Source organism: Microbacterium telephonicum, from assembly GCF_003651225.1.
In the GTDB taxonomy this organism is placed as follows: domain Bacteria; phylum Actinomycetota; class Actinomycetes; order Actinomycetales; family Microbacteriaceae; genus Microbacterium; species Microbacterium telephonicum.
The window spans coordinates 768,814-781,897 of record NZ_RCDB01000003.1 but is presented as its reverse complement, the minus strand read 5'-3'; the positions used below and the strand labels follow the sequence as shown (position 1 = coordinate 781,897).

The following is a 13,084-nucleotide window of genomic DNA, read 5'->3' as shown; positions in this document are numbered from 1 at the left end:
CGATCTCGGCGGGCAGCCGGCGAACTCGCGTGCCGGAGCGCCGCGGTCAGCGCGCGGTCGTGAGGCGGCCGAGCTCGGCGACGAACGCGTCGACGTCGGCGGGCTGCGTGTCGAACGAGCACATCCAGCGCACCTCGTTCTTCGCGGCATCCCAGTCGTAGAAGCGGAAGCTCTCGCGCAGGGCGTCGGCGATTCCGTCGGGCAGGCTCGCGAAGACGCCGTTGGACTGCGTCGGCTGCGTGAACGCGACGCCCGCGACCGAGCCGCTCGCAAGCCCCGCCTCGACGTCGGCACGCAGCTTGGCGGCCATCGCGTTGGCGTGGCGGGCATTGCGCAGGAACAGGTCGTCCTCGAGCAGTGCGATCAGCTGTGCCGAGATGAAGCGCATCTTGCTGCCCAACTGCATGTTGAGCTTGCGCAGGTAGGTGAGGCCGGTGGATGCCGCGGGCTCGAGCACGACGATCGCCTCGGCGCCGAGCGCCCCGTTCTTCGTGCCGCCGAAGCTCACGACGTCGACGCCGGCATCGCGTGTGAAGGCGCGCAGCGGCAGGTCGAGGGCCGCGGCGGCGTTGGAGATGCGGGCCCCGTCGAGGTGCAGTCGCATGCCGAGCGGGTGGATGTGGTCGGCGATCGCGCGGATCTCGTCGGGCGTGTAGAGGGTGCCGAGCTCGGTGGTCTGCGTGATCGAGACCACGAGCGGCTGGGCGCGGTGCTCGTCGCCCCAGCCCCACGCCTCCCGGTCGATGAGCTCCGGGGTGAGCTTGCCGTCGTCGGTGGGCACGCCGAGGATCTTGATGCCCGCCACGCGCTCGGGGGCGCCGCCCTCATCGACGTTGATGTGCGCCGTCGTCGCGGCCACGACCGCGCCCCAGCGGGGGAGCATCGACTGCAGGCCGACGACGTTGGCGCCGGTGCCGTTGAAGACCGGGAACGCCTCGACGCCTTCGCCGAACTGGCGGACGAACAGCTCCTGCAGGTGCGCCGTGTAGAGGTCGTCGCCGTACGCGACCTGGTGTCCGTCGTTGGCGGCCCCGATCGCGGCGAGCACCTCGGGGTGGACCCCCGAGTAGTTGTCGCTGGCGAAGCTGCGGATGCCGGTGTCATGCAGTGGGGTCACGAGTGTCCAGCCTAGTTCGGGGTGCCCGCGCCGAGTTCGACGGGCTCGGTTCCGAGGTCGGCCGCGGACGCCGACCACAGGCCCAGGAACGCGTCGGCGAGCGTCTGCTCGAGCCCCGCCAGCGCGCGCACGCGGAAGATGACCGCGGCGGCGCGCTGCGGCTCGTCGGCGTCGCGTGCGGCCTTCGCGAAGCCCTGCGCGACCGCCCTCGTCCACGCTTCGCACGCCGCCTTGACGGCCGCGTAGTTCGCACCGCCCGCGAGCGGCCGGGCGACCGCCGTCGACGAGACGATCGCCTCGCGGCCGGCATCCGATGCCCGCAGATCGGCGTCGAACGCGCGGCTCACCAGGCGCAGCGCGGTCAGCGAGGTCTCGAGCGCGCGGTAGTCGGTCTCGGTCTGGCCCGCGAGGCCCCCGCCGCCGCGCCATCCTCCGACGAGGTGCAGGATGCCGTCGACCGCGCCATGGGCGGCGTGCACGGCGGACCGGAGCGCGTCGACGTCGGCCTCGTCGGTGAGGTCGCACCGGAAGGTCGCGATCCCGGCGACTTCGGCGCGCAGCCGGTCGAGTTTGTGCGGGTCGCGACCGGCGACCAGGACGGTCGCACCGGCGGCGAGGCCCGCTGCGGCGACGACGGCACCGGCCCGGCTCGTGCCGCCGCTCAGCAGGATCGTTCGTCCGGGCAGGATCGTGCGTCCGGTCACGGGGTCGTCCATGGCGCCATCCTCCCATCGGGGTTACCGATGTCGGGGGACCGGGTTATCCTCGCCGCATGACCGACCACACCGGGGGGCGGTCGGCCGACCCGCCTCCGGGCGCCGCAGCGTCGACTCCCGACGCTGCGAGCGCCGACCTGGCGCCGCCGGGCGGTCAGCGCGTGTTCCTGCAGGTGCTGATCAACACCGCCGTGGCCAACGTGACGACGAGCTTCCTCTGGTTCGCCCTCACGTTCTGGGCGTACCTCCAGACGCAGTCGGTGCTCGCGACGGGCATCATCGGCGGCGCCTACATGCTGCTCATCGCGCTGTTCGGCATGGTCTTCGGCACCGTCGTCGACCGGCACCGCAAGCACCGGGTCATGCTGATGTCGGGGCTGGTCACCCTCGCGGCGTTCGTCGTCTGCGGGGGCATGTGGATCGCGCTCGGCGAGCAGGCGCTCAGCGACCTGGGTCAGCCGTGGTTCTGGCTGTTCTCGACGATCCTGCTCGCCGGTGCGGTCATCGAGAACCTCCGCAACATCGCGCTGTCGACGACGGTGACCCTGCTCGTGCCGGTGGAGCGGCACGCGAACGCCAACGGCCTCGTCGGCACGGTGCAGGGCCTCGCGTTCATGGTGACGAGCGTCTTCAGCGGACTGTCGGTGGGGCTGCTCGGCATGGGGTGGACGCTCGCCCTGGCGATCGCGTTCACCGTCCTCGCCTTCCTCCACCTGCTGTTCATCCGCATCCCCGAGCCCGAGCCGGCGGCTCCCGCCGAGAAGGCGCCGCTCGTCGACCTGCGCGGCAGCTGGCGCGCCGTGTCGGCCGTCGGCGGTCTGTTCGCCCTCATCCTCTTCTCGATGCTCAACAACCTCGTCGGCGGTGTCTACATGGCGCTGATGGACCCGTACGGGCTCGAGCTGTTCCCGGTGGAGTGGTGGGGCGTCATCCTCGGCGTGACGGCGACGGGCTTCATCATCGGCGGCGCGCTCATCGCCAAGTTCGGCCTCGGGCGCAATCCGATCCGCACCATGCTGCTGTTCGTCATGGTGATGGGCGCCCTCGGGTCGCTGTTCACGATCCGCGAGTGGGGCTGGCTGTACGTCGTCGGCATCTGGGCGTACATGTGCCTCATTCCGGTGATCGAGGCGAGCGAGCAGACCGTCATCCAGAAGATCGTGCCCTATGAGACGCAGGGGCGCGTGTTCGGGTTCGCGCAGGCCTTCGAGGCCGCCGCCGCCCCGGTCACGGCCTTCCTCATCGCGCCGCTCGCCCAGTTCTGGCTCATCCCCTTCATGGACTCGGATGCCGGAGCCCGCACCTGGGGATGGCTGCTCGGCGACGGCGAGGCCCGCGGGATCGCGCTCGTGTTCTTCTTCGCGGGCATCATCATGATCGCGATCGCGGCCCTGGCGTTCACGACGAAGGCCTACCGCACGTTGTCGGCCGAATACGCCGACCAGCCCGCATCCGTCCCGGTCGCCGAGGCGCCCGGCCCCGAGACGCGCACGCGTGCGGGAGTGACCGACGTCGAACACCGGTGAGGGCCCGGTGGGTCAGGCGGGTGCGACCGGGGTCGGTCCGCTCGGCGTGGCACCGGTGATCCCGGCCGTCGAGGAGATCACGGTGCGCATCTTCTTCTCGAGCGCCTCGTAGAACATCGACAGTGGGAACTCGTCGTCGAGCACGGCGTCGGTAAACCCCGACGGCGGCCCGGCGAGAACGTCGTCGGGCAGCCCGCGCGCCCAGCGCGAGGCGGGGTGCGGGGTCAGGACCGAGCGCACGAGGTCGTAGGCGGCGAGCCAGTGCGCCGTCTTCGGCCGGTCGATCGAGCGCCAGTACAGCTCGTCGATCGCGTCGGCGAGCACCACGACGGCATCCGGCACGGCGTCCCAGTCGAAGGCGAGCGCGGTGTCGGTCCAGTGCAGCACGCCGCGCTGGTGCAGCCACGCGAACAGCAGCTGCCCGCCGAGGCCGTCGTAGTTGCGTACGCGGGTGCCGGTGATCGCGAACCGGAAGATCCGATCGAACACGACGGCGTACTGCACCAGTGCCGCATGCTCGAGCATCTCCGCCTCGGCATCGTCGAGCGCGGTCCCGGCGTCGCGGGCGGCGGCGAGGCGCTCCCCGATGCGCACGCTCTCGCGGAACGCCGTCAGATCGCACCGCAGCTCCTCGAGCGAGTACAGGAAGAACGGCATGCGCTGCTTGATCATGAACGGGTCGAACGGCAGGTCGCCGCGCATGTGGGTGCGGTCGTGGATGAGATCCCACATCACGAACGTCTTCTCCGCGAGAGCCTGGTCGTCCAGCATCCGGGCCGCCGCCTCCGGTAGGTCGAGCTTGGTGATCGCGGATGCCGCGGCCACGACGCGCCGGTAGCGCGCGGCCTCGCGGTCCTGGAAGATCGCGCCCCACGTGAACGTCGGGACCTCGCGCATCGCGACGGTCTCGGGGAACAGCACGGCCGAGTCGGTGTCGTAGCCGGGGGTGAAGTCGATGAGCCGGAGCGAGACGAACAGGCCGTTGGTGTACTCGGTTTCGAGCCGGTCGATGAACTCCGGCCAGATGACCTCGCACAGCACCGCTTCGACGAGGCGGCGGCGGGAGCCGTTCTGCGTGTACATGGGGAACACGACGAGATGGGGGAGCCCGTCGACGCGATCGCGCTGCGGCTGGAACGCGACGAGGGAGTCGAGGAAGTCAGGCACCCCGAAACCCGCCGCCTCCCACCGGCGGAAGTCGGCGGTGAGCGCGGCGAGGTAGGCGGCGTCGTGCGGGAAGGTGGGGGCGAGGGCGTCGATCGCGGCGACGATCGTGGCGAGATGGCCGCCGGCCGCGGCGTGGTCGCCGGCGTCGGGCACGGAGCCGTCCTGAGCCTGCAGGTCCTGCAGGGCGGTGGCGGCCTCCTTCAGGGCGAGCCAGTCGGGGTGCTGTGCGAGATCGGCGCGGCGCGGTGCCGGGTGCGGAGCGGTGAGCGTCATCGTCGTATCCTTTCCTCGCCCGCGATTCTAGGAATTCCTGCGGATGCAAACCCCTAGCGCCGGAAGAATTCCGGTATCGTCCTGGTGTGCCCACCTCCGCTCCCGACGACCTCGACCTCTGCCTCCTGCGCCTGGTCGCCGACGACGGCCGGGCGACGCTCGCCCACCTCGCCGCGGCCACGGGGCTGTCGGTGTCGGCGGTGCAGGCGCGGGTGAAGCGGCTCGAGGCACGCGGCGCGATCGTCGGCTACCGCGCCGTCATCGATCCCGACGCCGTCGGAATGCCGCTGTCGGCGTTCGTCGAGATCACCCCGCTCGACCCCGCCCAACCCGACAACGCGCCGGAACTGCTCGTGCACCTGCCGCAGATCGAGGCCTGCCACTCGATCGCGGGGCAGGCGGCGTACATGCTCTTCGTGCGGGTCGCCTCGCCGCGCGACCTCGAGACCCTCATCCGCGACATCCGGCAGGCGGCATCCGTCAACACCCGCACCACGGTCGTCCTGCAGACCTTCTTCGAGGGGCGCGCCGCGATCCCCGCGTGAGCGCGTGCTCGGCGCCGCGGATACATCTCCGGGCGGATGCCGTCGACCGGCGTCTCGCGTAGCGTCGAAGCGTGTTCCGAGACGTCCCGCGCCGCAGCCTGATCGCGAGTGTCGTCTTCGCCGGGATCTTCGCGGTCATCGCGTTCTTCCCGGAGCTCGAAGCCGGCCGCATGCTCGCGTTCAACGGGCTGTCGACGACCCTGTTCGTGCTCGCGATGGCCACGAGCCTCGCGTTCACCTCGGTCTCACCGGCTCTGGCGCTGTCGGCCGCGTGGGCGGGCGCGATCGTGCAGATGGCCTTCGGTCGCGATCCGAGTCCCACGGACATCCCGGTGTTCGTCGCGCTGTTCGCGACCGCGGCCTACGGTGGCCGTCGCACCTTCTGGGCCGGATTCGCCTCGGTGTTCGTGGGTGCGATCGTCATCGTCGGCTACCTGTTCGCGCCGCTCGTGATCTGGTCCACGGGCCCCGCGCTGTCGGATGTCGCCACCGCGATCGCCGTGCTCATCGCGGCGCTGTTCGGTCTCGGCCTCGCCTGGACGATCGGCGCGCTGGTGCGCACCGGCATCCGGGCGCGCGCGAACCGGGCCGCCCAGGTGCGGGCCGAGGCGGATGCCGCGGCCGAACAGGAGCGGGTGCGCATCGCCCGCGACATGCACGACGTCGTCGCGCATTCGCTCGCGGTCGTCATCGCGCAGGCCGACGGGGCGCGGTACGCCGCCGCGGCCGATCCGGATGCGGCAACCCGCGCGCTCGGCACGATATCGTCGACGGCGCGGTCGGCGCTGTCGGATGTGCGTCTGCTGCTCACCCAGCTGCGGCATTCCCAGGCCGACGGGCCGCAGCCGACGCTCGCCGACCTCGAGGCCCTCTACGGTCAGGTGCGGGCGGCCGGCGTGGACCTGCGGGTCGACGTCGACCCCGCGCCACAGGGCGATCCGCCCGCGGCGGTGCAGCTGGCGGTGTACCGCATCCTGCAGGAGGCCCTGACCAATGCGCTGCGGCACGGCGGCCCGGGAACGGTGCGGGTGGGGCTGTCGTGGCATCCTGACCGGGTGGAACTCGATGTGCGCAACTCCTTGACGACGCGACCGGCGGCGGCCGCGAGCGGCCACGGTCACGGGCTGGTCGGGATGGGGGAGCGCGCCGCGCTCGTCGGGGGAGCGCTCACCGCCGCCCCGGATGGCTCGGATTTCGCCGTCGTGGCCACCCTGCCGATCCGGAGCGTCGCGTGAGCGCCCCGATCCGCGTCGTCCTCGTCGACGACCAGGCGCTGTTCCGCGCCGGCATCCGCATGGTGATCGACTCGCAGCCCGACCTCGAAGTGGTCGGTGAGGCCGGGGACGGCGCCGAGGGCCTGCGCGTGGTCGCCCAGACCGCGCCGGATGTCGTCCTCATGGACATTCGGATGCCGGTCATGGACGGACTGACCGCGACCGCCGCCCTGCTCGAGCAGCCCGACCCGCCGAGGGTCGTGATGCTGACGACTTTCGACCTCGACGAGGCCGCCGCGAAGGCGATCAGGCAGGGCGCGAGCGGCTTCCTGCTCAAGGATGCCGACCCCGAATTCCTGCTCGCGGCGGTGCGCACGGTGCACGCCGGCTCGTCGGTGATCGCCGCCGCGGCCACGCGGGACCTGTTCGCGCACTTCTCGGCCCCGACCCGCGAGGTGCCCGCCGACTACGAGACGCTGACGGAGCGGGAGCGGGAGATCTTCGCGCTCGCCGCCCGGGGCCTGTCCAACGGCGAGATCGCCGCACGCGAGTTCCTCTCCGAGGCGACCGTGAAGACGCACATCAGCCGCATCCTCATGAAGCTCGGGCTGCGCGACCGCGTGCAGCTCGTCGTCTTCGCGTTCGAGCACAACCTCGCCTGACGCTCGGGGCGTTTCGACTCGTCGCTGCGCTCCTCGCTCAACGACCGGACGCTGCACCCCGACCGGTCGTTGAGCGAGCGGAGCGAGTCGAAACGCCCCGACGCCGACCGGTCGTTGAGCGAGCGGAGCGAGTCGAAACGCCCGAACCCCGTCGGCACCGGGATCATCCTCGCGATGTATACGCCCGCGACCGCCGACGGATGGCGACGCCCCGCGCCGTCCGTAGCGTCGGACACATGGAGATCACGACGAGCGAAATGGGCCTCGCTGCCCGTGTGCAGCGACTGACGAAGACCTACGGCGGCGGCGAGAGCGGCGTGCGCGCGCTCGACGAGGTGACCGTGGGCATCCGCCGCGGCGAGTTCACCGCGATCATGGGACCGTCCGGCTCCGGCAAGTCGACGCTGATGCACATCATGGCCGGCCTCGACGCGCCGACCTCGGGACGCGCGTGGATCGGCGACACCGAGATCACGGGCCTGTCCGACCTCGAGCTGACCATCCTTCGCCGCCGCCGCGTCGGCTTCGTCTTCCAGTCGTTCAACCTGGTGCCCACCCTCGACGCGATCGGCAACATCCTGCTGCCTTTCGACCTCGACGGCCGGCGTCCGAGTGCGATCCAGCGCGGCCGCATCGACGGACTTATCGAGACGCTGGGGCTCGGCGCGCGTCTGGCGCATCGGCCGCACGAACTCTCGGGGGGTCAGCAGCAGCGCGTCGCGATCGCCCGGGCGCTCGCGACCGCCCCCGATCTCGTCTTCGCCGACGAGCCGACCGGCAACCTCGACTCCCGCAGCGGCCGCGAGGTGCTGTCGCTGCTGGCCGCCGCCAGCCGTGAGCACGGCCAGTCCATCGCGATGGTCACCCACGACCCGATCGCGGCGGCCGCCGCCGACCGTGTGCTGTTCCTCGGCGACGGACGCCTCGTCGCCGACAAGCCGCGGCAGAGCGCCGAGCAGATCTCGGCGCACATGCTCGCCGCCGAGACGATGGGTGCGGAAGCGGCCGCCGCCGCGGATGTCGAGGTCGGCGCATGAGCGCCGTCACGTCCGCATCCGCCGTCGACGCCGCCCGGCCCACGGGAATGTTGCGCCCGGCATCCGCCCGCCGCCGTCGCGGGCTCGACTGGATGCGGGAGCGCGGCATGGGGGCGACGGTGCTCGTCGCGGCCATCTCGACGGCCTTCGGCGTGCTGCTGCTGAGCGCGACCGGGTTCCTGGGAGCTTGGCTCCAGAGCGATCCGTACATCGGGGGCGGCGAGACCGTCGCGGCGGTGGTCGGCATCCTGAGCGTGCTGCTGCTCGGTGTGGCCGTGTACGTGGCCTCGATCGTGACCGCCAACACCTTCGCCACGATCGTCGCCGGGCGCACGCGGCGCATCGCGCTCCTGCGGCTCATCGGCGCCTCGGCGCGGTCGCAGCGGGCGGAGATCGCCCGACAGGGACTTGTCGTCGGTGTCGTCGGCGCCGTGCTGGGCTTGGTGCTCGGAACCGGGGCGGCGGCGCTGCTGGTCGCGGTGGTCGAAGCGGTCACCTCGCTCGATGTCGCCTTCGCCCTGGTGCAGCCGACGCTGCTCGCGCCCGCCGTCGTGGTCGCCGTGACGACGGGGCTGTCCGCGTGGGTGGGGTCGCGTCGGGTGCTCACCGTCACGCCGCTCCAGGCGCTCGCCGGTTCGACCCCCCGCACGCACGACGAGGTCACCGCCTCCCGCGGTCGCGCGATCGCTGCCGGCCTGCTCGTCGTCGCGGGCGTCGCACTGCTGGGAGTCGGCATCCTCGTGGGGCTGCTTTCGCCGCTCGGCGTGGTCGTCGCCTTCGCCGGAGGGTTGTTCTCGTTCACCGGGCTCACCCTGGGCGCCGTGCACGTCATGCCGCCGTTGCTGCGCTTCACCGGACGCGCGTTCGGTTCGTCGGTGCCCGCACGACTCGCGGCCGAGAACGCCCTGCGCTATCCCGAGCGCTCGAGCCGCATGGCGATCGGGGTGGTCATGGGCGTCGCGCTCGTGACGATGTTCGCGGTCGCGAACGAGAGCGTGAAGGGCGTCATCGCCGCGTCGGGCGGAGGTGAGCTGCCGGCGGAGATGGCGCAGATCCTCGACACCTTCACGGGCATCATGATGGGGCTCGTCGGCGTCTCGGCCGTCATCGCGGCGGTCGGCCTCGTCAACCTGCTCACGATCGGCGTCGTCCAGCGGCGCCGCGAACTCGGACTGCTGCGCGCGCTCGGACTCAGCTCCGGCCAGGTGCGGCGCGTCGTCCTGCTGGAGGCGGTCCACGTCACGGTGACCTCCCTCGCATTCGGGCTGGTGCTCGGTGTCGCCTACGGCTGGGCGGGCGCGCAGTCGCTGCTGGGCTCGGTCCAGATCCCGCCGGACTGGTCGTCGCCGACCTTCGTCGCCCCCGGGATGCCGTGGCTCACCATTCTGGGTGTCATGGTCGCCACGGCGCTGCTGACCGCACTGGCCGCCGTCACCCCGACGCGGCTCGCCACCCGCGTGACTCCCGTCGCCGCCCTCGCCGAGTAGTCAGGCAGCGGACCTGCCTGCCGCCGCCTGCACCCGCCGTGCCGAGCATGTCACGCGAAGTGTCGCCCCGGCGGCCCAGAAGGCGCCGTTCGCGTGACACGCCCCGCATCCGAGTCCCGCGAAGCGTCGCCTCCGAACCTGAGAACCGACCGTTCGTGTGACACCACCCCCAGCACCACACCTGCCTCACTCGGCAGCGGCGCCCTCCACCGCCTCAGCCGGCTCGGGATCGTGCGCCCACGTCGGGGCGAGCGTGCGGATGCGGGAGCCCCGCCACTGCCAGACGCCCCAGAGCACGGGCCACAGCGCGGGGGCCGTGGCGCCCCCGATCACGAGCCGTTCGCGCCACAGGGTGCGCGCGGGGTCACCCGGTGCCGGGGCGACGGCGAGCTGGTGGTCCCACACGTCGAGCGCCGCGAGCGGACCGGTGAGGGGGATGCCGCTGTCGCGCATGATCCGCACGGGACCGTCGGAGCTGTCGACATGGCGATCGCTCACGTGGATGAGCTGATCGCCGAGCGCCATTCCGGCCGCGCGCATGCGCACCGGGACATCGGCTCCCGGCTCCAGCCGGGTCGGCAGTCCGCCCGCGGCGAGCGGTTCGAGCTGCAGCAGCGGACCGTACAGCTCGGCGACGGCACGAGGCGAGTGCAGCGCGCGCCACGCGGCATCCGCATCGCAGTCGATCACCAGTTTCAGCATCACGCGCATGGGCCCAGTCTCACATCAGCTGCCGCCGCGCGGGAACCCGAGGAAACCCGCTCCCACTTCGAATCGTTTCGATGGCATACTTGTGGAACCGCTCCCACGACTGGATCCTCATGCCCCTTTCTCCCGCCATCGAATCCGGCGACCGCTCCCACTCCGTCGCTCCCGTCGAGTCCGTCGCGCAGATCTCGACCCTGCTGCTCGACACCGACCCCACGCTCGACCCCGCCCTCGCCGCCCTGGCGCGCGAGGCCGCGACGGAGGGCGTCGTGCTGCTGGCCAACGACGGCACGCTTCCCCTGGGCGGCGAGCAGGCCGTCGCCGTGTTCGGCCGTGTGCAGATCGACTGGTTCGCCGTCGGGTACGGCTCGGGCGGCGACGTCAAGGTCCCCTACATCTGGAATCTGCTGTCGGCGCTGCGGGATGCCGGGGTCCGCGTCGACGACGACCTCGCCGCCGTGTACTCCGCCTGGTCCGCCGAGAACCGTCCGAAGCTCGACGGCACCTGGGGTCAGTGGCCGCACCACTTCGCCGAGATGCCGCTGGCGTCCGAGGTCGTCTCCGCCGCCGCCTCGCGGGCACGCACCGCGGTCGTCGTGCTCGGACGGGCCGCGGGCGAGGCCCGCGAGTCGACGCTCGAGGACGGGAGCTTCCACCTCACCGCCGACGAGCGCGCGATGCTCGACGCCGTGACGTCCGCGTTCGCGCGGACGGTCGTCGTCATCGACGCCGGCAACGTCATGGACCTGTCGTGGGTCGCCGGCTACGGGGAGCGCATCGGGTCCGTGCTCTATGCGTGGCAGGGCGGCATGGAGGGCGCGCGCGCCGTCGCCGCGGTGCTCTCGGGTGAGGTCTCGCCCAGTGGCAAGCTCACCGACACCATCGCCTGGTCGTACGCGGACTATCCGAGCGCCGAGAACTTCGGTGACCCCGACCACAACCACTACCGCGAGGACATCTTCGTCGGCTACCGCTACTTCGAGACGTTCGCCCCCGACAAGGTGCAGTATCCGTTCGGATTCGGCCTGGGGTACTCGACGTTCGCCGTCGCGGTCGTCGACGCGGCGACGGATGCCGGTCGCGTGCGCATCGTCGCCGAGGTGACCAACACGGGCGCCGAACATGCGGGCAAGGAGACCGTGCAGGTCTACGTCGCCTCCCCGCAGGGCGCCTTGTCGCAGCCCGTGCGGCGCCTCGCCGGCTTCGCGAAGACGGGCCTGCTCGCGCCCGGCGAGAGCGAGCGCGTCACCGTCGAGTTCGCCCTCGACGACCTGGCCTCGTACGACGACTCCGGGGTCACCGGCCACCGCAGCGCATGGGTGCTGGAGGCGGGCGATCACGTCTTCCACGTCGGCACCGACGTGCGCTCGGCGGCGCCCGCATTTACCGTGACGCTGCCGGAGCTGCAGGTCGTCCGCGAGGTGACCGAGGCCGCCGCCGCCTCGCCCGCCCACCCGTTCACCCGCATGGTGCGCAGGGCGGATGCGGACGGTGCAGCCGTCGTCGCCTATGAGGACGTGCCCACCGCGACCGTCTCGCGGCGCGAGCGTATCCTCGACACCCTCCCCGCCGAGATCACCCCGACCGGCGATCTCGGCATCCGTCTCGATGACGTGGCGGCCGGCGCCGCGTCGCTCGACGCGTTCGTCGCACAGCTGAGCGTCGAGGAGCTGTCCCTGCTGGCCCGTGGCGACGTCACGATGCACAGCCCGCTCGGCGTGCCCGGCAATGCCGGCGTGCTCGGAGGCGTGTCGGAATCCCTGCGCGAGAAGGGCGTCCGCCCCGTCACGACCACCGACGGACCGTCCGGCATCCGCGTCTCCGCCTACGCGTCGCTGCTGCCGTGCGGCACGGCGCTGGCCTCGACGTGGAACCCGGCGCTCGTGCGTGAGCTCACCGCCCGCCACGGCGAGGAGATGGTGCGCAAGGGCTCCGACGTGCTGCTGAGCCCGGGCATGAACATCCACCGCGACCCGCTGTGCGGCCGCAACTTCGAGTACTTCTCGGAGGACCCGCTCGTCACCGGTCTCACCGCGGCCGCGGTCGTGCAAGGCGTGCAGTCGGTCGGCGTGGCTGCCTGCCCCAAGCACTTCGCCGTGAACAACCAGGAGACCAACCGCACCCGCAACGACTCGCGGCTGTCGGAGCGGGCGCTGCGGGAGATCTACCTGCGCGGCTTCGAGCTCTGCCTCCGCGAGGCGTCGCCGCGCGCGCTCATGACGTCGTACAACAAGGTCAACGGCGTCTGGTCGCACTACCACCACGATCTGGTCACCACGATCCTGCGCGGGGAGTGGGGTTACGAGGGTGCCGTCATCACCGACTGGTGGATGGAGGATGCCGTCGACCCGGACTTCCCGGCGCTCGCCGACAACGCGTACCGCGTGCGCGCGCAGGTGGATGTGCTCATGCCGGGCGGCGTGAAGACCGACGAGGGGCCCCAGGCGTACGCCGACGAGACGATCCTCGCGTCGTTCGCTCAGGAGGGCGGCATCACGCTCGGCGAGCTGCAGCGCACCGCCCGCAACGTGCTGCGACTCGTGCTGGCCCTCGCCCCCGTCGTCGACGCACGGGCGTGAGCGACGACGTCGGCGGGCCGTTTTCACCGGCGGCCCGCCGGCGGCCGGCGCGT

11 protein-coding genes are annotated in these 13,084 nt (G+C 71.7%); 7 read left to right on the top strand and 4 right to left on the bottom strand.

The window, feature by feature from the left end; genetic code table 11:
- Positions 1-46: 46 nt before the first annotated feature.
- Both C7474_RS13220 and C7474_RS13215 read right to left on the bottom strand, forming a co-directional pair.
- The gene (locus C7474_RS13220; protein WP_121060580.1) at positions 47-1,117 is read right to left on the bottom strand and encodes a threonine aldolase family protein; all 1,071 of its coding nucleotides are present in this window, start codon (positions 1,115-1,117) and stop codon (positions 47-49) included.
- An 11-nt stretch (positions 1,118-1,128) separates the two neighbouring features.
- A complete protein-coding gene (locus C7474_RS13215; protein WP_121060579.1) occupies positions 1,129-1,833 on the bottom strand; it encodes an SDR family NAD(P)-dependent oxidoreductase in 705 nt (234 codons plus the stop codon).
- A 56-nt stretch (positions 1,834-1,889) separates the two neighbouring features.
- On the opposite strand from C7474_RS13215, the gene C7474_RS13210 reads away from it, so the two are divergent.
- A complete protein-coding gene (locus C7474_RS13210; protein WP_121060576.1) occupies positions 1,890-3,359 on the top strand; it encodes an MFS transporter in 1,470 nt (489 codons plus the stop codon).
- Between the two features lie 12 nt (positions 3,360-3,371).
- Here the strand turns inward: C7474_RS13210 and C7474_RS13205 are convergent, their stop codons facing one another.
- Positions 3,372-4,799, bottom strand: coding sequence for a DUF6421 family protein (locus C7474_RS13205; RefSeq protein ID WP_121060574.1), 1,428 nt, complete (start codon positions 4,797-4,799; stop codon positions 3,372-3,374).
- 86 nt (positions 4,800-4,885) lie between these two features.
- Between C7474_RS13205 and C7474_RS13200 the strand changes: the two genes are divergently transcribed.
- From C7474_RS13200 to C7474_RS13180, 5 genes are all read left to right on the top strand, one after another.
- The gene (locus C7474_RS13200) at positions 4,886-5,344 is read left to right on the top strand and encodes an Lrp/AsnC family transcriptional regulator (RefSeq protein ID WP_121060572.1); all 459 of its coding nucleotides are present in this window, start codon (positions 4,886-4,888) and stop codon (positions 5,342-5,344) included.
- Between the two features lie 71 nt (positions 5,345-5,415).
- Entirely contained in the window at positions 5,416-6,579 is a 1,164-nt protein-coding gene (locus C7474_RS13195) for a sensor histidine kinase (protein WP_241965245.1), read from the top strand.
- The gene (locus C7474_RS13190; protein WP_121060570.1) at positions 6,576-7,220 is read left to right on the top strand and encodes a response regulator; all 645 of its coding nucleotides are present in this window, start codon (positions 6,576-6,578) and stop codon (positions 7,218-7,220) included. The genes C7474_RS13195 and C7474_RS13190 overlap by 4 nt, the downstream gene beginning before the upstream one ends.
- 236 nt (positions 7,221-7,456) lie before the next feature.
- Positions 7,457-8,257, top strand: a complete 801-nt coding sequence (locus C7474_RS13185) for an ABC transporter ATP-binding protein (protein ID WP_121060568.1) — start codon at positions 7,457-7,459, stop codon at positions 8,255-8,257.
- Positions 8,254-9,744 carry an ABC transporter permease gene (locus C7474_RS13180; RefSeq protein WP_121060566.1) on the top strand — a complete coding sequence of 497 codons (1,491 nt, stop codon included), beginning with the start codon at positions 8,254-8,256 and terminating at the stop codon, positions 9,742-9,744. Before C7474_RS13185 ends, C7474_RS13180 begins: the two co-directional genes overlap by 4 nt.
- Positions 9,745-9,930: 186 nt before the next feature.
- On the opposite strand, the gene C7474_RS13175 is transcribed toward C7474_RS13180, so the two are convergent.
- Complete coding sequence (locus tag C7474_RS13175; RefSeq protein WP_121060564.1) at positions 9,931-10,455, bottom strand: hypothetical protein; 525 nt, start codon at positions 10,453-10,455, stop codon at positions 9,931-9,933.
- A gap of 71 nt (positions 10,456-10,526) precedes the next feature.
- Between C7474_RS13175 and C7474_RS13170 the strand changes: the two genes are divergently transcribed.
- On the top strand, positions 10,527-13,031 hold the full coding sequence (locus C7474_RS13170) for a glycoside hydrolase family 3 C-terminal domain-containing protein (protein ID WP_241965244.1): 2,505 nt from the start codon (positions 10,527-10,529) through the stop codon (positions 13,029-13,031).
- Positions 13,032-13,084: the final 53 nt, after the last annotated feature.

What these genes read in the sequence shown, in the direction of transcription:
- C7474_RS13215 (WP_121060579.1), bottom strand. Translation starts at nt 1,833, where the DNA reads ATGGACGACCCCGTGACCGGACGCACGATCCTGCCCGGACGAACGATC.
- C7474_RS13210 (WP_121060576.1), top strand. Translation starts at nt 1,890, where the DNA reads ATGACCGACCACACCGGGGGGCGGTCGGCCGACCCGCCTCCGGGCGCC.
- C7474_RS13205 (WP_121060574.1), bottom strand. Translation starts at nt 4,799, where the DNA reads ATGACGCTCACCGCTCCGCACCCGGCACCGCGCCGCGCCGATCTCGCA.
- C7474_RS13185 (WP_121060568.1), top strand. Translation starts at nt 7,457, where the DNA reads ATGGAGATCACGACGAGCGAAATGGGCCTCGCTGCCCGTGTGCAGCGA.
- C7474_RS13180 (WP_121060566.1), top strand. Translation starts at nt 8,254, where the DNA reads ATGAGCGCCGTCACGTCCGCATCCGCCGTCGACGCCGCCCGGCCCACG.
- C7474_RS13175 (WP_121060564.1), bottom strand. Translation starts at nt 10,455, where the DNA reads ATGCGCGTGATGCTGAAACTGGTGATCGACTGCGATGCGGATGCCGCG.
- C7474_RS13170 (WP_241965244.1), top strand. Translation starts at nt 10,527, where the DNA reads ATGGCATACTTGTGGAACCGCTCCCACGACTGGATCCTCATGCCCCTT.